The sequence below is a fragment of the Streptomyces sp. 1-11 genome (genome assembly GCF_007176755.1).
GTDB lineage: Bacteria > Actinomycetota > Actinomycetes > Streptomycetales > Streptomycetaceae > Streptomyces.
In genome coordinates, this window is sequence record NZ_BJTV01000023.1 from 64840 (window position 1) to 84711 (window position 19872).

The following is a 19872-nucleotide window of genomic DNA, read 5'->3' on the forward strand; positions in this document are numbered from 1 at the left end:
GTCGCTGTGGCCCCTGGCCTGTCCACGGCCCCCGTCGTCACACGATCGCCATTCGGCCGTCACACGCCACCCGGCTGCCGTAAGGCCCTCTTCTGCACGGGAGTTGACGGGGGTACCGTCCGCGCATGCCGACACGCACGCGCTTCACGATCTGGAGAACGCTCGCGACCGCGGCCGTCGCGGCCCTGGCGGCCGCCCTCCTCACCCCGGCCGGCGCCCACGCCGCGCCGCGCGAGAGCCGGCCCGTCTACTCCTACGCACACGCCGTCCGCGAGGCCGTCTGGGTGGACACCGGCCTCGACGCGGACGGCGACGGACGCACCGACCGGGTGGCCGCCGACATCGTCCGGCCCTCCGAACCGGCCCGCCAGGGCCGCAAGGTGCCGGTCATCATGGACGCCAGCCCGTACTACTCCTGCTGCGGGCGCGGCAACGAGAGCCAGCGCAAGACGTACGACGCGCAGGGCCGCGTCGTCCAGATGCCGCTGTTCTACGACAACTACTTCGTCCCCCGCGGCTACGCCTTCGTCGGCGTCGACCTGACCGGAACCAACCGCTCGGACGGCTGCGTCGACGTCGGCGGCCGCTCCGAGATCCAGTCCGCCAAGGCGGTGATCGACTGGCTGAACGGCCGCGCCAGGGCGTACACGAGCCGCACCGGCGCCACGACCGTCAGGGCCGGCTGGACCAACGGCAGGACCGGCATGATCGGCAAGAGCTGGGACGGCACCATCGCCAACGGCGTCGCCGCCACCGGCGTGCGGGGCCTGAAGACCATCGTCCCGATCAGCGCCATCTCCTCCTGGTACGACTACTACTTCGCCCAGGGCGCCCCGCTCTACGACGGCGGCCCCGACGACCTGGCCGGATACGTCGAGAGCGACGCCGCCCACGCGGCCTGCGCGGCCGTACGGAAGAAGCTCGCCGACGGCAGCCCGCGCAGCGGCGACTGGACCCCGCTGTGGACCGAACGCGACTACGTGAAGGACGCGGCCCGGGTACGCGCGAGCGTGTTCCTCGCCCACGGCATGCAGGACCTCAACGTGCGCACCAAGCACTTCGGCCAGTGGTGGGACGCGCTGGCCAGACACGGCGTCGAACGCAAGATCTGGCTCTCCCAGACCGGGCACGTCGACCCCTTCGACTACCGGCGCGGCGCCTGGGTCGACACCCTGCACCGCTGGTTCGACCACGAACTCCTCGGCTACGGCAACGGCATCGACCGCGAGCCGATGGCCGACATCGAACGCCGTCCCGACCAGTGGGTCACCTCCCGGGCCTGGCCGCCGCAGGGCACCCGGGCCACCACCCTGCGCCCGGCCCCCGGCGCGCGGGCGGGCGTCGGCACCCTTGGCCTGCGCCCGGCCGCCGGCACCGAGACGTTCACCGACGACCCGGCGCTGAGCGAGACCGACTGGGCCGCCCGGCTCACCACACCCACCCCCGAGAAGGCCGGCTTCCTCACCGCACCGCTCACCCGCGACCTGCGCCTGTCCGGCTCCTCCCGGGTGACCGTCACCGTCACCCCGAGCACCGCCTCGGCCCACCTGTCCGCCGTCCTGGTGGACCTCGGCCCGGACACCGTCCGCGACTACGCCGACGCGGCCGAGGGGATCACCACGCTCGCCGACCGCGACTGCTGGGGCGAGAGCACCCCGGGGGACAGCGCCTGCTTCAGGAAGACGGAGGCCAGGACGGTCCGGACCGACTACACGGTGTTCAGCCGGGGCTGGGCCGACCTCGGCCACCACGCCTCGCTCGGCAAGGGCGTGCCGCTGATCCCGGGCAAGGCCGTCGCGATGACCCTGGACCTGGCCGCCACCGACCATGTGATCCCCCGGGGCCACCGCCTCGCGCTGGTCGTCGCCGGCACGGACCGTGACCTGATCGACCCGCCGTCCACCCGGCCGTCCCTCACCCTGGACCTGGCCCGCACGTCGGCGCGGCTCCCGCTGGCCGGAGGCCCGGCGGCGTTCGCCGGGGCCGTCTCCGGCAGCACGCCCGCCGCTCCCGCATCCCGGCGGCTGACCGGCGTCGGCGCACCGGAGCGCACCGAGCACATCCCCGCGCCCTGACCCCTCAGGCGGCCGGGTCCACGACCAGCCCGGCCGCCCGACGGGCGCAGCCCCAGGCCACCGTGATCCCGGCACCGCCGTGGCCGTAGTTGTGCACCAGCGGCCGCCCGTCCGGCAGCGGCCGGCGTTCCAGGCGCACCGCGTCCCGGGCGGGCCGCAGACCCACCCGGTGCGCCAGGACCCGCGCACCGGCGAGCTCCGGCCGGATCCGCGCGCACCGCGCGACGATCGCCTCGGCGGTCGCGGGATCCGGCTCCAGCGACCAGTCGTCGTCCTCGGCCGTACCGCCGAGGAGCAGCCCGCCCGGCTGCGGGATGAAGTAGGCCGAGTCGGCGGAGGAGTGGGCGACGGAGGTGTACCAGGTCGTGATCCCCGGGTTCTCCACCACGACGAGCTGCCCGCGCACCGGGCGCACCGCCGGGTCCGGCACCAGCGAACGAGAGCCCAGGCCAGTGCAGTTGACCACGGCGCCGGCGGGCACCGCCGCGAGGTCGGTCACCTCCCGCTCCTCGACCGTCCCCCCGGCCCTCGTCAACCGCCCCCGCAGCCACGTCAGATGGACCGGCATGTCGATCACCGGCAGCCGCGCCGCCAGACCCCCGGGCACCGCCCGCAGTCCCGGCACCCGGCCCGCCCAGTCGCCCAGCTCGTCCAGCCCCGTCCCCGCGTGCACACCCTCGACCAGGCGTACGCCCGTCTCCGCGGGGCGGGCGGCCAGCTCCTCGTACACCGCCAGGGATTCCAGCGCCCAGGCGCCGACCAGTGGTTCGGGTTCGATCCGGTACGGCCACCACAGCCCGCCGGCCACCGCCGAGGTCGTGCGTTCGGCGGGCTCGCGCGCCCACACCCGCACCCGCCGCCCGGACTCGGCCAGCACCACGGCCGTCGTCAGGCCCGCGATCCCGCCGCCGACCACGATCACTTCGTCACTCGTCACGCGTTCCACACCCAGACGCTAGACGGAGACGCCGCGCAGCGCTCACACCCCTGACGGTATGGGAATACTCACAGCATGTCCCCCGCATACGCGGGCCGTCGCCGGCGGCGCCGCGGACGTCGAGGTGACCTCCGCCTGCCGGGTCCGGGTGACCGCGTACCGGCTCGGCCTGCTCGGCCGCGCCCACGTGCGGGACGTCTTCGACGGCGTCCTCGAGCCGGGCCGCCACCGCATCGCGCTGGACCCGAAGGCGGTCAGGGGGGAGTCCTTCGTGGTGGCCCGGACCACGGGGAGCGTGCTGGTGCGGCCGGTGGGTGGGTGAGGGGCGGACCAGGGCGCCGCCCGACGGCGGGCACCAGGACAGCGGCCGCGCCGGGGACATTAGGATCGGCGCTCTGATGACTGCCACCCTTGTCGCCAAGAACCTCGCCGCCGGGCACGGCGACCGCTCCCTGTTCGCCGGACTCGACCTCGTCGTCGCACCGGGAGACGTGATCGGTCTCGTCGGTGTCAACGGCGCCGGGAAATCCACGCTGCTGCGGCTGCTCGCCGGCCTGACCCCGCCCGAGCAGGGCGAACTGCGGATCTCCCCGCCGACCGCGACCGTCGGCCACCTGCCGCAGGAGCCGGAGCGCAGGCCGGGGGAGACCGTCGGTGAGTTCCTGGCCCGCCGCACCGGCGTCGCCGAGGCGCAGCGGGTGATGGACGAGGCCACCCAGGCCCTGGTCGACGGCGCACCGGGCGCCGACGACGCCTACGCGGCGAGCCTGGAGCGCTGGCTCGGCCTCGGCGGCGCCGACCTGGAGGAACGCGCCGAGGAGGTGGCCGACTCCCTGGGCCTCGCCGTCGGCCTCGACCAGCCGATGACCTCCCTGTCCGGCGGCCAGGCGGCCCGCGCCGGCCTCGCCTCCCTGCTGCTCTCCCGCTACGACGTCTTCCTCCTGGACGAGCCCACCAACGACCTCGACCTGGACGGCCTGGAGCGGCTGGAACGCTTCGTCACCGGCCTGCGCGCGGGCACCGTGGTGGTCAGCCACGACCGCGAGTTCCTGGTCCGCACGGTCACCAAGGTCCTCGAACTGGATCTGGCCCAGGGGCGGGTCAACCTCTACGGCGGCGGCTACGAGGCCTATCTGGAGGAGCGCGAGGTGGCCCGCCGGCACGCCCGCGAGGAGTACGAGGAGTACGCCGACAAGCGGGGCGCGCTCCAGGACCGCGCGCAGACGCAGCGCTCGTGGATGGACAAGGGCGTGAAGAACGCCCGGCGCAAGGCCGGCAACGACAACGACAAGATCGGCCGCAAGTTCCGCAGCGAGGCGAGCGAGAAGCAGGCCGCCAAGGCCCGGCAGACCCAGCGCATGATCGAACGCCTCGAGGTCGTGGAGGAGCCGCGCAAGGAGTGGGAGCTGCGCATGGAGATCGCGGCCGCACCGCGCTCCGGGGCGGTCGTGGCGACCCTGCGCGACGCCGAGGTGCGGCGCGGGGACTTCGCCTTCGGACCGGTGTCGCTCCAGATCGACTGGGCGGACCGGGTGGCGGTCACCGGGGCGAACGGCGCCGGCAAGTCCACCCTGCTGGGCGCGCTGCTGGGCCGGGTCCCGCTGGACTCCGGGCACGCCGCCCTGGGCTCGGGCGTCCTGGTCGGCGAGGTCGACCAGGCCCGCCTGCTGTTCCACGGCCCCGAGACGCTCCTCGACGCCTTCTGCGCGGCCGTGCCCGACACCGAGCCGGCGGAGGTCCGCACCCTGCTCGCCAAGTTCGGCCTGAAGTCCACGCATGTGCTGCGCCCGGCCGCGACCCTCTCCCCGGGCGAACGCACCCGCGCGGCGCTGGCGCTGCTGCAGGGCCGCGGAGTCAACCTCCTCGTCCTCGACGAGCCGACGAACCACCTCGACCTGCCCGCGATCGAACAGCTGGAGTCGGCCCTCGACGCCTACGAGGGCACCCTCCTGCTGGTCACCCACGACCGCCGCATGCTGGACGCGGTCCGGGTGACCCGGCGCCTCGAGGTCGCCGCGGGCAAGGTGACCGAGCAGTCCTGAGGGCCTGTCCGGCCCTTGGCGCCGGATCGGCCCGCGGCGTCCGGTGCCGTGCATCGCGAGGCGGAGGGCCGCCCTCGTACTGGAGTACGGGATGTACCGGGGCGTACCCGACAACGCCCTGCGCGGTGCGGTGCCAGGCGTCGCGGGCCCGGCGGGAATCGTCAGACAGGCCCTGGCCGCCCTCAGCGGCCGGGGCCGGGGCGGCTCGCCCCGGCCCCGGCACGCTCAGCGGCGGCCGTTCTTCGGGTCCAGCAGGCCGGCGCGGCGCAGCGCGTCGGCCATCGCGCTGTTGGCCGGAGCCGGGGCCTGACGGGCGCCCCGGTCGCCGCCGCGGCCCTGGCCGCCCTGGCGCTGGCCCTGGCCGCCCTGCCGCTGCTGGGGCGGGCGGGCGCCGCCGCGCTGCGGCCGGCCACCGCCCTGGCCACCGCCCTGGCCCTGGGGCGCGGCCTCGTCGTCCAGCCGCAGGGTCAGCGCGATCCGCTTGCGCGGGATGTCCACGTCCAGGACCTTCACCTTGACGATGTCGCCGGGCTTCGCCACGTCCCGCGGGTCCTTGACGAACGTCTTCGACATCGCCGACACGTGCACCAGTCCGTCCTGGTGGACGCCGATGTCCACGAACGCGCCGAAGGCGGCCACGTTCGTGACCACACCCTCCAGGACCATCCCGGAGGACAGGTCGGAGATCTTCTCCACGCCCTCCTTGAAGGTGGCCGTCCTGAAGGCCGGACGCGGGTCGCGGCCGGGCTTCTCCAGCTCCTTGAGGATGTCCGTGACGGTCGGCAGACCGAAGGTGTCGTCCACGAAGTCGGCGGGCCGCAGCGAGCGCAGCGCGCTCGTGTTGCCGATCAGGGACGCGACGTCCTGCCCCGAGGTCTTCACCATGCGCCGCACCACCGGGTACGACTCGGGGTGCACGCTGGAGAAGTCCAGCGGGTCGTCGCCGCCGCGGATGCGCAGGAAGCCCGCGCACTGCTCGTACGCCTTGGGACCGAGCCGCGGCACCTTCTTCAGCTCCGCGCGGGAGGCGAACGGGCCGTTCTGGTCGCGGTGCGCGACGATGTTCTCGGCGAGTCCGGCCGAGACGCCCGACACCCGCGCGAGCAGCGGCACGGACGCGGTGTTGACGTCCACGCCGACGCCGTTCACACAGTCCTCGACCACCGCGTCCAGCGAACGCGACAGCTTCACCTCGGACAGGTCGTGCTGGTACTGGCCGACCCCGATCGACTTCGGGTCGATCTTCACCAGCTCCGCCAGCGGGTCCTGCAGCCGGCGCGCGATGGAGACCGCGCCGCGCAGCGACACGTCCATGCCGGGCAGCTCCTGCGAGGCGTACTGGGAGGCCGAGTACACCGACGCGCCCGCCTCGGACACCATCACCTTGGTGAGCTTCAGCTCCGGGTGCTTCGCGATCAGTTCGGCGGCGAGTCTGTCGGTCTCCCGGGACGCCGTGCCGTTGCCGATCGCGACCAGCTCGACCGCGTGCTCCTTGGCGAGCCGCGCCAGCTTGGCGATCGCCTCGTCCCACTTGTTGGCCGGGACGTGCGGGTAGATCACGTCCGTGGCGACGGCCTTGCCGGTCGCGTCCACCACGGCGACCTTCACGCCCGTGCGGAAGCCGGGGTCCAGGCCCAGCGTGGCCCGGGTGCCGGCCGGCGCGGCCAGCAGCAGGTCGCGCAGGTTCGCGGCGAAGACGTTCACCGCCTCGTCCTCCGCGGCCGTCCGCAGCCGCAGCCGGAGGTCGATGCCCAGGTGGACCAGGACGCGGGTGCGCCAGGCCCAGCGGACCGTGTCCGTCAGCCACTTGTCGGCGGGGCGGCCGCGGTCGGCGATGCCGAAGCGGTGCGCGATCGCGCCCTCGTACGAGGACGGGCCCTCGGTGGCCTCCTCCGGTTCCAGGACGAGGTCCAGGACCTCCTCCTTCTCGCCGCGCAGCATGGCGAGGACGCGGTGCGAGGGCAGCTCGGTGAACGGCTCGGCGAAGTCGAAGTAGTCGGCGAACTTGGCGCCGGCCTCCTCCTTGCCCTCGCGCACCTTGGCGGCCAGCCGCCCGCGCACCCACATGCGCTCGCGCAGCTCGCCGATCAGGTCGGCGTCCTCCGAGAACCGCTCGGTCAGGATCGCCCGCGCGCCGTCCAGCGCGGCCTGCGTGTCGGCGACGCCCTTGTCCGCGTCGACGAAGGCGGCGGCGGCCGCCTGCGGGTCGACCGACGGGTCGCCCAGCAGCCCCTCGGCGAGCGGTTCCAGGCCCGCCTCGCGCGCGATCTGGGCCTTGGTGCGCCGCTTGGGCTTGTAGGGGAGGTAGACGTCCTCCAGCCGCGCCTTGGTCTCGGCGCCGCGGATCCGGGCCTCCAGCTCCTCCGTGAGCTTGCCCTGCTCGCGCACCGACTCCAGGATCGCCGTACGACGGTCCTCCAGCTCCCGCAGGTAGCGCAGCCGCTCCTCGATCGTGCGCAGCTGCGCGTCGTCGAGCATCTCGGTCGCTTCCTTGCGGTAGCGGGCGATGAAGGGCACCGTCGAACCGCCGTCGAGCAGTTCGACCGCGGCCCTCACCTGCCGCTCGCGTACGCCGAGTTCCCCGGCGATCCTGTCTTCGATGGACCCTACGAGGGGTGTCGTCACGATCCCGTACCGCCTTCTCCACTGAGGTTGCGCGGCAATTGTGGCAGGTGGAAGCCGACAACCGGGGATCAGGCCGACACGCGGCCCGCCGCGGGCCGCGGAAGCCGGGCCCCGCCGCCCCGGGCAACGGACGAGGCACCGCCCGCGCTCCTCGCGGCCGGCCCGCGCGCCGGGCGCCGGCTCACCCCGCGGTGGTCCAGGTGAACCGCGGCTGCCTGCGCTCCAGGAACGCGGCGACCCCCTCGGCGGTGTCGCCGCTGCCCCGCGCCTGCTCCGCCCAGTGCGCGTCCCGGTCCGTGCGGCCGTCGGCGAACTCCTTGGCGGCGGCCTGGGTGAGCCGGGAGCGCGAGACCAGGACGCGCGTCAGCTCGGCGACCCGCTTGTCCAGCTCGCCCTCGGGCAGCACCTCGTCCACGAGCCCGGTGCGCAGCGCCCGCCCGGCGTCGATCAGCTCGGCGGTGAAGAGCAGGTACTTGGTGGCGGCCGGGCCCATCAGCGACACCAGCCGGCGGGTGGACGAGGAGGGATACACGATCCCGAGCCGGGCCGGGGTCACCCCGAACAGCGCGCCCTCCTCCGCCAGCCGCAGGTCGCAGGCGGCCGCGAGCTGGGCGCCGCCGCCCACGCAGTGGCCGCGGACCGCGGCGAGGGTCGGTCCCGGGAACGCGGCGAGGGCCTCCTCGGCCGCCACGGCCAAACCCTGCGCCTCCAGCGGCGACTCCCTGAGGGTGGAGATGTCGGCGCCCGCGCAGAAGGTGCCGCCCTCGCCGGTCAGCACCAGGGCCCGCACACCCGGGTCGGCCGCCAGCTGCTCCAGCAGCGGTGGCAGGGCCCGCCACATGCCGGCCGTCATGGCGTTGCGCTTGGCCGGATGACGGATCACGACGGTGGCGACGGAGTCGGTGACCTGGTGCGACAGTTGGGGCTCCATGGGGCCGGATGCTATCCGCCACGCCGCCGGGCCCGGCCGGGCGGGCGCGTGGGCGTGACGGACGTCGCGCGCGTCGTCGGGGACGGCGCACGCCAAACCCGTACAACCCGAATAGTTCGTGAACCTTGCACGGGAGGGTCAGGAACAGTCCCGCCGGCCGCCGGTGTCATACCAAGGCGGTCAGAACCGTTCGATAACAGCTGACTTCTGTTCAGGCCGGGGGTGCGGAGCGTCTCGTTACCAACACTCGACGTGTGGTGACAATCGAGCGCGAGGGTGGCGACCGGACGATGGACAACCACGGGCGCGGGGACGGCCCGCGCCCAGCGGGGGGCGCCGAGCGGCCGCCCCACCCACTGCCGTACGAGGGAGTCTGGCGGTTCACCGCCGCCGCTGTGGACGCCTCGGTCCCGCAGGCCCGGCACGCCGTGCGGGACCTGCTGCTGCGGCAGGGGGTACCGGTCGGCGACGACACGGTGCACGGCCTGCTGCTGATCGTCTCCGAGCTGGTCACGAACGCGGTCCGGCACGCGGCGCTGCTGTCGCCGATGCTCGCCGTGGAGGTGGCCGTCGGCGCCGAGTGGGTCCGGGTGTCGGTGGAGGACAACCACCCCTACCGGCCCACCGCCCTGGAGGCCGACCACGGCCAGACCGGCGGACGGGGACTGCTGCTGGTCCGCGAGGTGGCCCGGGAGGCGGGCGGGGCGGTCGACGTGGAGCACACGGCGAGCGGCGGCAAGGTGATCTGGGCCGCACTGCCGCTCAAACCCGTGGCGCCGGTGTAGCGCTACCAGCCCGCGGACGGGCCGGTCAGCTCCCTGATCGCGGGGCGGGCCGCGTCCAGCACGGTCATGAACCAGGCCGAGAACGGCTCCCGGGCGTGCCGCTCCGCCAGCTCGGCCGCCGTCACGAACGCCGTCGAGCCGACCTCCTGCGGATCCGGCGCCGGCGGCGTCTGCACCATGCCGACGAACAGGTGGTTGAACTCCTGCTCGACCAGGCCCGAGGCCGGGTCCGGGTGGTTGTAGCGGACCGTGCCCGCCTCCGCCAGCAACGAGGGCGAGACCCCCAGCTCCTCGTGGGTCCGCCGGGCCGCGGCGGCGAACGGCGCCTCGCCGGGGTACGGGTGGCCGCAGCAGGTGTTGGACCACACGCCGGGGGAGTGGTACTTGCCGAGCGCCCGCTGCTGGAGCAGCAGCCGGCCCTGCTCGTCGAAGAGGAACACCGAGAACGCGCGGTGCAACCGTCCCGGCGGCTGGTGGGCGGCGAGCTTCTCCGCCGTGCCGATCGTCACGCCCTTCTCGTCGACCAGTTCCAGCAAAATCGCCTCTGCGGTGCCGTTCGACGAGCTGTGCGTCTCGGTGGCAGGTGTGATCGGCATACCCATCCTTCGCCTCGGTCTTGCACCCCAAGTCTGCCGTACGAATCCGGCACTCCCGGCACTTCCCCGCACGTCCGCATGTCCCGCGCGGGGCCGTGCCCGAGTGGGACCCCGGTGTTTCATCGTGCCCGGCGCCCCCCGTCCGGAACCGCGCACCGGGCACGAACACGCGTGCCCCGCACGAGCGGGGGCGCCGTCAGTGGCAGAGCCGCGCCTCGTGCTCGGCGTGCCCGCCCGGCTCGAGCTGGAAGGTGCAGTGCTCCACGTCGAAGTGGTGGCCGAGGCAGCCCTGGAGCTCGTGCAGCATCTTCTCGTGGCCGATGGCGTTCAGCACCTCCGTGCTGACCACCACGTGGGCGGAGAGCACCGGCATCCCCGAGGTGATCGTCCAGGCGTGCAGGTCGTGCACGTCCTCCACACCGTCCAGGGCCAGGATGTGCGCCCGCACCTCGCCCATGTCGACGTCCTTCGGGGCCGCCTCCAGCAGGACGTCGAGCGTCTCGCGCAGCAGCTTCACCGTCCGCGGGACGATCATGAGACCGATGATCAGCGAGGCGACCGGGTCGGCCGTCTGCCAGCCCGTGGTGAGGATCACGGCCGCCGAGATCAGCACCGCCACCGAGCCCAGCGCGTCCGCGGCCACCTCCAGGAAGGCGCCGCGCACGTTCAGGCTCTCCTTCTGCCCGCGCATCAGCAGCACCAGCGAGACGGAGTTCGCCACCAGGCCGAACAGGCCGAACACGATCATCAGACCGCCCTCGGTGTCCGCCGGGGTGAGGAAGCGCTGGACCGCCTCGACGAGCACGTAGCCGCCGACGCCGAGCAGCAGCAGACAGTTGGCCAGCGCGGCCAGGATCTCGGCGCGGGCGAGGCCGAAGGTGCGGTTGGTGCTCGGCGGGCGGTTGGCGAAGTGGATGGCGAGCAGCGCCATGCCCAGGCCCAGGGCGTCGGTCGCCATGTGGGCCGCGTCCGCGATCAGGGCGAGCGAGTCCGCGACGAACCCGCCGACGATCTCCACCACCATGATCGTGAGCGTGATGCCCAGGGCCACCCGCAGCCGGCCGCGGTAGGCGGCCGCGGCCGTACCCGTGGGCGGTGCATGGCTGTGCGCGTGCCCGTGGTCGTGCCCTGCCCCCATGAGAGGACCACCCTTCCGTGTTGCGCGCGTGGTCACAGTCAACTACGGGCGGGGGGTATGGGGCAACGCGGCACTGAACACCGTTGTCATCTCCCTGACCTGCGCAAACAAGCGGCAGGTCACGACGCTGGGCGGCTTCGCGGAGCAGCCCGCTGCCCCTCGGCGCCGCGCTCCGGCTCAGCCGCCGTGGTGCAGCCGCCAGCCCGCCCAGGCCGACTCGATCATCTCCCGCACCCCGCGCCGGGCCCGCCAGCCCAGCGCCTCGGCGGCCCGCTCGGCCGAGGCGACCGCGCGCGGCGCGTCCCCGGGCCGGCGACCCTCCACCAGCGCGGGCCGCCGGTCGCCGGTGACCTCACCGATGACCGTGACGATCTCCCGCACCGAGACGCCCTCGCCGCGGCCGATGTTCAGCGTCAGGTCGCCCGCGCCGTCGTCCCCGGCGAGCCGCCGGGCCGCCGCGAGATGGGCCTCGGCGAGGTCGGCGACGTGGATGTAGTCGCGCACGCAGGTGCCGTCCGGCGTGGGGTAGTCGTCGCCGAAGATCCGCGGGGCCTCGTCGCGGGTGAGCCGGTCGAAGACCATCGGCACGATGTTGAACACACCGGTGTCCGCGAGTTCCGGCGCCGCCGCGCCCGCCACGTTGAAGTAGCGCAGGCACACCGTGGAGATCCCGTGCGCCCGCCCGGCCGCCCGCACCAGCCACTCCCCGGCCAGCTTGGTCTCGCCGTAGGGGTTCACCGGGGCGCAGGGGGTGTCCTCGGTGATCAGGTCCACGTCCGGGTTGCCGTACACGGCCGCCGACGAGGAGAACAGCAGCCGGCCGATCCCCGCCTCGGCGATCGCGTCCAGCAGCGTGGCCAGTCCGCCCACGTTCTCCCGGTAGTAGCGGGTGGGCTGCGCCACCGACTCGGCGACCTGCTTGCGCGCCGCGAGGTGCACCACGCCCGTCACGCCGTGCTCGGCGAAGACCCGCTTGAGCAGTTCCCCGTCCAGCGTCGAGCCCTCGACCAGCGGCACGCCCGCCGGGAGCCGCGCGGGCACGGCCGCCGACAGGTCGTCCAGCGCCACGACGCTCTCGCCGGCGCCGGTCATGGCCCGAGCCACGTGCGCCCCGATGTATCCGGCTCCGCCGGTGATCAGCCAGGTCATGGTCGTCCACCCTATGCCGAACCGGACGGGTGTCCGCGATGCCGGAGGATGCCCGGGTCTGCGCCGCGCGTTTGTGGGGCGGGCCCCGCATCCCCGATGATGATCGCGGCGAAGGAGCGGGCAGCCCCCGAGGGCCGGGCCGTGAACGGCCGGTGAACACGGGCTTCCGCCCATCCGATAACCTCTGCCGACATGCCGCCCGGCTGTCGCAGGACGGGGCGCCCCACCACGCAGCAGACCGGCGCCCCCCGCGCCGGCACCCAGGGAGTGAGTTTCGGTTGTCGACCGCCATCGTCACCGGTCAGCCGGTCCCCGGATCGTCGCTCGAGAACGATCTGCGGTCCCTCGGCTTCGACGTGCGCGTGGCCCAAGACGCCGCCGAGACGCGGGCCCGGCTGGCCGCCGTGCCCGCCGGCAGCCGCGTGGCCCTGGTCGACGCCCGCTTCGTCGGCCACCCGCACGCCCTGCGCCTCGGCCTCACCGACCCGCGCTTCCCGCTCGCGGCCGTGCCCGGCGCCGTCACCGCCCAGCCGGAGGCCCGTCAGGCGCTGACCCGGGCGCTGGCGGACGAGACCTCCACGGGCGGCGGCACCGCGGTCGTCCTCGACTCCCTCGCCGACCGCGTCGTCACCGCGCTCGACGCCGACGGCGCCGCCGTGCACCGCCCCGAGCTGGGCAGCCTGGTCGCCGCCGTCCCGGCCGACCCGCAGGCCCGCAACGAGGCGCGGCAGGCCGTCGCCGCCGTGGACGACGAGGCCGTGCGCCTGAAGTCGGCCGTGAAGTCCCGCGACGGCTTCTTCACCACGTTCTTCATCAGCCCGTACTCGCGCTACATCGCCCGCTGGTGCGCCCGCCGCGGCCTGACCCCCAACCAGGTCACCACCGCCTCGCTGCTCACCGCGCTGATAGCCGCGGGCTGTGCCGCGACCGGCACCCGGGCCGGTTTCGTCGCGGCCGGCGTCCTGCTGATCGCCTCGTTCGTGCTGGACTGCACCGACGGCCAGCTCGCCCGCTACGCGCTGAAGTACTCCACGCTCGGCGCCTGGCTGGACGCCACCTTCGACCGGGCCAAGGAGTACGCCTACTACGCCGGCCTCGCGCTCGGCGCGGCCCGCGGCGGCGATGACGTCTGGGCCCTGGCGCTGGGCGCGATGATCCTGCAGACCTGCCGGCACGTCGTGGACTTCTCCTTCAACGAGGCAAACCACGACGCCACCGCGAACACCAGCCCCACCGCCGCCCTCTCCGACAAGCTGGACAGCGTCGGCTGGACGGTCTGGGTGCGCCGCATGATCGTCCTGCCGATCGGCGAGCGCTGGGCGATGATCGCGGTCCTCACCGCGGCCACCACCCCCCGCATCACCTTCTACGTACTGCTGGCCGGCTGCGCCTTCGCCGCGACGTACACCACGGCCGGCCGCGTGCTGCGCTCGGTGACCCGCAAGGCCCGGCGCACCGACCGGGCGGCCCAGGCGCTGGCCGACCTCGCCGACAACGGCCCGCTCGCCGGGTTCGTGGCACGTGCCGGCCGGATCCGCCTCGGCGCCCCGCTGCCGGTCGCCCTGGTGGGCACCGCCGTGCTCGCCGTCTCCCTCTTCTCCGGCCCGGTCTGGGCGCCCGTCGCCGGCGCCGCCGTCTACGCCGTCACCGCGGGCCAGGCACTGCGCCGCCCGCTCAAGGGCGCCCTCGACTGGCTGGTGCCGCCGCTGTTTCGCTTCGCCGAGTACGGCACCGTGCTGGTGCTGGCGGCCCACGCGGACGTGAACGGAGCCCTTCCCGCGGCTTTCGGGCTGGTGGCGGCCGTCGCCTACCATCACTACGACACGGTGTACCGCATCCGCGGCGACGCCGGGGCGCCCCCGGCCTGGCTGGTGCGCGCCGTCGGGGGGCAGGAGGGGCGGACGCTGCTGGTCACCGTCCTGGCCGCGGTGCTCGCCGCCTCGCAGTTCAAGGTCGCGCTCACGGTCCTCGCCGTGGCCGTCGCCCTGCTGGTGCTCGTCGAGAGCATCCGCTTCTGGGTGTCCGCAGGGGCGCCCGCCGTACACGACGAAGGAGAACCCGCATGATCGGCCTCGTGCTGGCGGCCGGCGCCGGACGGCGTCTGCGCCCCTACACCGACAGCCTTCCCAAGGCTCTGGTGCCGGTGGGCCCCGCGGGCATAGAGGGCGAGCCGACGGTCCTGGACCTCACCCTCGCGAACTTCGCCGAGATCGGCCTGACCGAGGCCGCGATCATCGTGGGCTACCGCAAGGAGGCCGTGTACGAGCGCAAGGCGGCCCTCGAGGAGAAGTACGGCCTGAAGCTCACCCTCATCGACAACGACAAGGCCGAGGAGTGGAACAACGCCTACTCCCTGTGGTGCGGCCGTGACGCCCTGAAGGACGGCGTGATCCTCGCCAACGGCGACACCGTGCACCCGGTCTCGGTCGAGCGGACCCTGCTCGCGGCCCGCGGCGAGGGCCGGCGGATCATCCTCGCGCTGGACACCGTGAAGTCCCTCGCGGACGAGGAGATGAAGGTCGTCGTGGACCCCGCCAAGGGCGTCCGGAAGATCACCAAGCTGATGGACCCCGCCGAGGCCACCGGTGAGTACATCGGCGTCACCCTGATCGAGGGCGACGCGGCCCCCGAGCTGGCCGACGCGCTGAAGACCGTCTTCGAGAGCGACCCGCAGCAGTTCTACGAGCACGGCTACCAGGAACTGGTGAACCGCGGCTTCCGGATCGACGTCGCGCCGATCGGCGACGTGCCGTGGGTGGAGATCGACAACCACGACGATCTCGCCCGGGGACGGGAGATCGCGTGCCAGTACTGACCCGGCTGATCCCCTCGCCGGTCGTCGTGGACATCCGCCCGGGTGCCCTGGACGACCTGGCCGGGGTCCTCGCCGACGAGCGCATCTCGCAGTCCGGCCGGCTCGCCGTCGCCGTCAGCAACGGCTCGGGCGCCCGGCTGCGCGAGCGCCTCACCCCGTCGCTGCCCGGCGCCACCTGGTACGAGGTCGGCGGCGGCACCATCGACGACGCGGTCCGGCTGGCCGGCGACATAAAGGCCGGCCGCTACGACGCCGTCGTCGGGCTCGGCGGCGGCAAGATCATCGACTGCGCCAAGTTCGCCGCCGCGCGCGTCGGGCTGCCGCTGGTCGCCGTCGCCACCAACCTCGCGCACGACGGTCTGTGCTCGCCGGTCGCGACCCTGGACAACGACGCGGGCCGCGGCTCGTACGGCGTGCCGAACCCGATCGCGGTCGTCATCGACCTCAACGTGATCCGTGAGGCGCCCGTCCGTTTCGTGCGCTCCGGGATCGGCGACGCCATCTCCAACATCTCCGCGGTCGCCGACTGGGAGCTGGCCAACCGGGTCAACGGCGAGAAGATCGACGGTCTCGCCGCCGCCATGGCCCGGCAGGCCGGCGAGTCGGTGCTCAGGCACCCCGGCGGCGTCGGCGACGACGGCTTCCTGCAGGTGCTGGCCGAAGCCCTGGTCCTCACCGGCATCGCCATGTCCGTGTCCGGCGACTCCCGGCCCTCCTCCGGGGCCTGCCACGAGATCAACCACGCCCTCGACCTGCTCTACCCGAAGCGGGCGGCCGCCCACGGCGAGCAGTGCGGCATCGGCGCGGCCTTCGCGATGCACCTGCGCGGAGCGCACGAGGAGGCCGCGTACATGGCCGGGGTGCTGCGCCGCCACGGGCTCCCGGTGCTCCCGGAGGAGATCGGCTTCTCGGCGGACGAGTTCGTCCGCGCCGTGGAGTTCGCTCCGGAGACCAGGCCCGGCCGCTACACCATTCTCGAACACCTCGACCTCAAGACGAACCAGATCAAGGACACCTACGCCGACTATGTCAAGGCCATCGGTAGCTGAACTCCGTCCGGTCGTCCACCCCGTCGGGGTGAAGGACCGGCGCAGCGGTGAGCACTGGGGAGGACGCCTCTACATGCGAGAGGTGTCCCTGCGCGTCGACCGCTACCTGGTGAACACCCGGGTCACGCCCAACCAGCTCACGTACCTGATGACCCTCTGCGGGGTGCTCGCCGCCCCGGCGCTGCTGGTGCCGGGGATCACGGGCGCCGTGCTCGGCGTCGTCGCCACCCAGCTCTACCTGCTGCTGGACTGCGTCGACGGCGAGGTCGCCCGCTGGAAGCAGCAGTACTCGCTCAGCGGGGTCTACCTCGACCGGGTCGGCGCCTACCTCACCGACGCGGCCGTCCTGGTCGGCCTCGGCCTGCGCGCCGCCGACCTGTGGGGCGGCGGACGGATCGACTGGCTGTGGGCCTTCCTCGGCACGCTGGCCGCGCTGGGCGCCATCCTGATCAAGGCCGAGACCGACCTGGTCGGCGTCGCCCGGCACCAGGCGGGCAAGCCGCCGGTCCAGGACGCGGCGGCCGAGCCGCGCTCCTCCGGCGTGGCGCTGGCCCGCCGGGCCGCCTCGGCCCTGAAGTTCCACCGGCTGATCCTCGGCATCGAGGCCGCGCTGCTGATCCTGGTCCTGGCGATCGCCGACCAGATCCACGGCGACCTGTTCTTCACCCGGCTCGGCACCGCCGTCCTCGCGGGCATCGCCCTCGTGCAGACCGTGCTGCACCTGGTGTCCATCCTGGCGTCCAGCAGGCTGAGGTGAGTGCCATGAGGATCGGCGCGGTCATCATCACCATGGGCAACCGGCCCGAGGAGCTGCGGGCGCTGCTCGACTCCGTCGCCAAGCAGGACGGCGACCCGGTCGAGGTGGTCGTGGTCGGCAACGGCTCGCCCGTCCCGGACGTCCCCGAGGGCGTGCGGACCGTGGAACTGCCCGAGAACCTGGGCATCCCCGGCGGCCGCAACGTCGGCATAGCGGCCTTCGGGCCGGCCGGCCGCGACGTCGACGTACTGCTCTTCCTGGACGACGACGGCCTGCTGGCCCGCCACGACACCGCCGAGCTGTGCCGCGAGGCCTTCGCCGCCGACCCGAAGCTCGGCATCATCAGCTTCCGCATCGCCGACCCCGACACCGGCGAGACCCAGCGCCGGCACGTGCCCCGGCTGCGCGCCTCCGACCCGATGCGCTCCTCCCGGGTCACCACCTTCCTCGGCGGCGCCAACGCCGTGCGCACCCGGGTCTTCGCCGACGCCGGCGTCCTGCCGGACGAGTTCTTCTACGCCCACGAGGAGACCGACCTGGCCTGGCGGGCCCTCGACGCCGGCTGGATGATCGACTACCGGTCCGACATGGTGCTCTACCACCCGACGACCGCGCCCTCGCGGCACGCGGTGTACCACCGCATGGTCGCCCGCAACCGGGTCTGGCTGGCCCGGCGCAACCTGCCCGCGCTCCTGGTCCCGGTCTACCTCGGGGTCTGGCTGCTGCTCACGCTGCTGCGCCGGCCCTCGGGCCCGGCCCTCAAGGCCTGGTTCGGCGGCTTCAAGGAGGGGTGGAGCAGCCCCTGCGGACCGAGGCGCCCGATGCGCTGGCGTACGGTGTGGCGGCTGACCCGGCTGGGCCGGCCACCGGTGATCTGACAAGCTCGACCGTACGGCCCCGCCCCCGCGGCCGGGCCGGCCGCCCGCGAAGGACCAACGTGCACGACGTACTCGGAGACGAAAGCTTCCACCCGTGAGTGAGACAACGCATGACGCCGGAGTCGCGGTGACCGCGGCCCCGTCGCCCGACGAGGGGCTGACGGCGGCCGAGCTCGCCGGCAAGTACGGACTCGCCGTGAGCGGCGCCCGGCCCTCGCTCGCCGAGTACGTCCGCCAGCTCTGGGGCCGCCGCCACTTCATCCTCGCCTTCTCCCAGGCGAAGCTGACCGCCCAGTACAGCCAGGCCAAGCTGGGCCAGATCTGGCAGGTCGCGACCCCGCTGCTGAACGCGGCGGTCTACTACTTCATCTTCGGCGTCATCCTGCACGCGAGCCGGGGCATGTCCATGGACGTGTACATCCCGTTCCTGGTCACGGGCGTGTTCGTGTTCACCTTCACGCAGAGCTCGGTCATGTCCGGCGTCCGCGCGATCTCCGGCAACCTGGGTCTGGTGCGCGCCCTGCACTTCCCGCGCGCCTCGCTGCCCGTCTCCTTCTCGCTGCAGCAGCTCCAGCAGCTGCTGTTCTCGATGGTCGTGATGTTCCTCGTCACGGTCGGGTTCGGCAGCTACCCGGGCCTGTCCTGGCTGCTGATCGTCCCGGTGCTGGTGCTGCAGTTCCTGTTCAACACCGGTCTCGCGCTGATCGTGGCCCGCCTGGGTGCCAAGACCCCTGACCTCGCCCAGCTCATGCCGTTCCTGCTGCGCACCTGGATGTACGCCTCCGGCGTCATGTTCTCCATCAGCAAGATGATGGAGGGCCGCTCCGAGTGGGTGGTCCGGCTGCTCCAGGTCAACCCGGCCGCCGTCTACATGGACCTGATGCGCTTCGCGCTGATCGACGGGTACGGGGCCTCGAACCTGCCGCCCCACGTCTGGGCCATCGCCCTGTTCTGGGCCGTGGTCGTCTTCGCCGGCGGCTTCGTGTACTTCTGGAAGGCGGAGGAGAGGTACGGCCGTGGCTGAGACCAACCCCCAGGACATCCCGGACCCGCGCCCGACCGTCATCGCGGACGAGCTGCACATCGTGTACCGGGTCAACGGCACCAGGACCGGCAAGGGCAGCGCCACCGCCGCGCTCAGCCGCATGCTCAGGCGCGGGTCCGACGACACGGCGCGCGGCGTGCGCAAGGTGCACGCGGTGCGCGGGGTCTCCTTCGTCGCCCGCCGCGGCGAGGCCATCGGCCTGATCGGGTCCAACGGCTCCGGCAAGTCCACGCTGCTGCGCGCCATCGCCGGGCTGCTCCCGGCCGAGAGCGGCAAGGTCTACACCGACGGCCAGCCCTCGCTGCTCGGCGTCAACGCGGCGCTGATGAACGACCTCACCGGTGAGCGCAACGTCATCCTCGGCGGGCTCGCGATGGGCATGTCCCGCGAGCAGGTCAAGGAGCGCTACCAGGACATCGTCGACTTCTCCGGGATCAACGAGAAGGGCGACTTCATCACCCTTCCGATGCGGACGTACTCCTCCGGCATGGCGGCCCGGCTGCGGTTCTCCATCGCCGCCGCCAAGGACCACGACGTCCTCATGATCGACGAGGCGCTGGCCACCGGTGACCGCAAGTTCCAGAAGCGGTCCGAGGCCCGCATCCGCGAGCTGCGCAAGGAGGCCGGCACGGTCTTCCTGGTCAGCCACAACAACAAGTCGATCCGCGACACCTGCAACCGCGTCCTGTGGCTGGAGCGCGGCGAGCTGCGCATGGACGGACCCACCGAAGAGGTACTCAAGGAGTACGAGAAGTTCACGGGCAAGTGACCCGTTTTCGGCCAGGGCCCCGCAGGATCTCTCCTGCGGGGCCCCGCGTCTGCAAAGGAAACGTCAACTCGCGCTGCGCGTAGGAATCTTGACGCCGATCGGTGTGTTGTTGTCATCCGGGGGACACCCCGCCGGTCCAAGCTGCGTTGTACAACGTAAGCTGTACCGGTCCCCGAAAGCGGCAAGTGGGGCCATAATGCGCGACACCCTCCGCCGGGCCGCTCCACGGAGGGCCAGGCGGCGTGTCCGAAATAGTGTGTATCGGATCGGCAGTGTAGAAC

At 73.1% G+C, this 19872-nt stretch carries 16 protein-coding genes and 1 pseudogene; 11 read left to right on the forward strand and 6 right to left on the reverse strand.

Going from position 1 to position 19872, the window contains the following annotated elements; translation table 11 throughout:
- Nucleotides 1-125 precede the first annotated feature (125 nt).
- Entirely contained in the window at nucleotides 126-2075 is a 1950-nt protein-coding gene (locus TNCT1_RS32880) for a Xaa-Pro dipeptidyl-peptidase (RefSeq protein WP_143639480.1), read from the forward strand.
- A 4-nt stretch (nucleotides 2076-2079) separates the two neighbouring features.
- Here the strand turns inward: TNCT1_RS32880 and TNCT1_RS32885 are convergent, their stop codons facing one another.
- Nucleotides 2080-2997 carry an FAD-dependent oxidoreductase gene (locus TNCT1_RS32885; RefSeq protein WP_143639535.1) on the reverse strand — a complete coding sequence of 306 codons (918 nt, stop codon included), beginning with the start codon at nucleotides 2995-2997 and terminating at the stop codon, nucleotides 2080-2082.
- Nucleotides 2998-3100: 103 nt separating this feature from the next.
- Between TNCT1_RS32885 and TNCT1_RS32890 the strand changes: the two are divergent.
- Both TNCT1_RS32890 and TNCT1_RS32895 read left to right on the forward strand, forming a co-directional pair.
- A pseudogene (locus TNCT1_RS32890) lies at nucleotides 3101-3334 on the forward strand (oxidoreductase); the annotation flags it as partial.
- Between the two features lie 76 nt (nucleotides 3335-3410).
- A complete protein-coding gene (locus TNCT1_RS32895) occupies nucleotides 3411-5054 on the forward strand; it encodes an ABC-F family ATP-binding cassette domain-containing protein (RefSeq protein WP_143639482.1) in 1644 nt (547 codons plus the stop codon).
- Between the two features lie 225 nt (nucleotides 5055-5279).
- Here the strand turns inward: TNCT1_RS32895 and TNCT1_RS32900 are convergent, their stop codons facing one another.
- On the reverse strand, nucleotides 5280-7679 hold the full coding sequence (locus TNCT1_RS32900; protein WP_143639484.1) for a Tex family protein: 2400 nt from the start codon (nucleotides 7677-7679) through the stop codon (nucleotides 5280-5282).
- Between the two features lie 181 nt (nucleotides 7680-7860).
- Nucleotides 7861-8610 (reverse strand): enoyl-CoA hydratase/isomerase family protein, encoded by a 750-nt coding sequence (locus TNCT1_RS32905; RefSeq protein WP_143639486.1) that lies wholly within the window; start codon nucleotides 8608-8610, stop codon nucleotides 7861-7863.
- 290 nt (nucleotides 8611-8900) lie between these two features.
- Here TNCT1_RS32905 and TNCT1_RS32910 point away from each other — a divergent pair, with 290 nt between their 5' ends.
- The gene (locus TNCT1_RS32910; protein ID WP_143639537.1) at nucleotides 8901-9395 is read left to right on the forward strand and encodes an ATP-binding protein; all 495 of its coding nucleotides are present in this window, start codon (nucleotides 8901-8903) and stop codon (nucleotides 9393-9395) included.
- A gap of 2 nt (nucleotides 9396-9397) precedes the next feature.
- Here TNCT1_RS32910 and idi read toward each other — a convergent pair whose 3' ends face one another.
- The 3 genes from idi to galE form a co-directional block, all read right to left on the reverse strand.
- Nucleotides 9398-9991 (reverse strand): isopentenyl-diphosphate Delta-isomerase, encoded by a 594-nt coding sequence (gene idi, locus TNCT1_RS32915; protein WP_143639488.1) that lies wholly within the window; start codon nucleotides 9989-9991, stop codon nucleotides 9398-9400.
- A gap of 196 nt (nucleotides 9992-10187) precedes the next feature.
- Nucleotides 10188-11129, reverse strand: a complete 942-nt coding sequence (locus TNCT1_RS32920; RefSeq protein WP_143639490.1) for a cation diffusion facilitator family transporter — start codon at nucleotides 11127-11129, stop codon at nucleotides 10188-10190.
- A 177-nt stretch (nucleotides 11130-11306) separates the two neighbouring features.
- Nucleotides 11307-12278, reverse strand: coding sequence for a UDP-glucose 4-epimerase GalE (galE, locus tag TNCT1_RS32925; RefSeq protein WP_143639492.1), 972 nt, complete (start codon nucleotides 12276-12278; stop codon nucleotides 11307-11309).
- A gap of 278 nt (nucleotides 12279-12556) precedes the next feature.
- Between galE and TNCT1_RS32930 the strand changes: the two genes are divergently transcribed.
- The 7 genes from TNCT1_RS32930 to TNCT1_RS32960 all read left to right on the forward strand — a co-directional run bounded on the left by TNCT1_RS32930 (nucleotide 12557) and on the right by TNCT1_RS32960 (nucleotide 19591).
- Nucleotides 12557-14344, forward strand: a complete 1788-nt coding sequence (locus TNCT1_RS32930; protein ID WP_143639495.1) for a DUF5941 domain-containing protein — start codon at nucleotides 12557-12559, stop codon at nucleotides 14342-14344.
- A complete protein-coding gene (locus TNCT1_RS32935) occupies nucleotides 14341-15093 on the forward strand; it encodes a sugar phosphate nucleotidyltransferase (protein ID WP_143639497.1) in 753 nt (250 codons plus the stop codon). The genes TNCT1_RS32930 and TNCT1_RS32935 overlap by 4 nt, the downstream gene beginning before the upstream one ends.
- Complete coding sequence (locus tag TNCT1_RS32940) at nucleotides 15081-16142, forward strand: iron-containing alcohol dehydrogenase family protein (RefSeq protein ID WP_143639499.1); 1062 nt, start codon at nucleotides 15081-15083, stop codon at nucleotides 16140-16142. The genes TNCT1_RS32935 and TNCT1_RS32940 overlap by 13 nt, the downstream gene beginning before the upstream one ends.
- Nucleotides 16120-16899 (forward strand): CDP-alcohol phosphatidyltransferase family protein, encoded by a 780-nt coding sequence (locus TNCT1_RS32945; RefSeq protein ID WP_143639501.1) that lies wholly within the window; start codon nucleotides 16120-16122, stop codon nucleotides 16897-16899. The genes TNCT1_RS32940 and TNCT1_RS32945 overlap by 23 nt, the downstream gene beginning before the upstream one ends.
- 5 nt (nucleotides 16900-16904) lie before the next feature.
- The gene (locus tag TNCT1_RS32950; protein ID WP_143639503.1) at nucleotides 16905-17777 is read left to right on the forward strand and encodes a glycosyltransferase family 2 protein; all 873 of its coding nucleotides are present in this window, start codon (nucleotides 16905-16907) and stop codon (nucleotides 17775-17777) included.
- Nucleotides 17778-17871: 94 nt separating this feature from the next.
- Nucleotides 17872-18801 (forward strand): ABC transporter permease, encoded by a 930-nt coding sequence (locus tag TNCT1_RS32955; RefSeq protein ID WP_143639505.1) that lies wholly within the window; start codon nucleotides 17872-17874, stop codon nucleotides 18799-18801.
- Nucleotides 18794-19591: an ABC transporter ATP-binding protein gene (locus TNCT1_RS32960; RefSeq protein WP_143639507.1), complete on the forward strand. Its 798-nt coding sequence runs from the start codon at nucleotides 18794-18796 to the stop codon at nucleotides 19589-19591. The genes TNCT1_RS32955 and TNCT1_RS32960 overlap by 8 nt, the downstream gene beginning before the upstream one ends.
- Nucleotides 19592-19872: the final 281 nt, after the last annotated feature.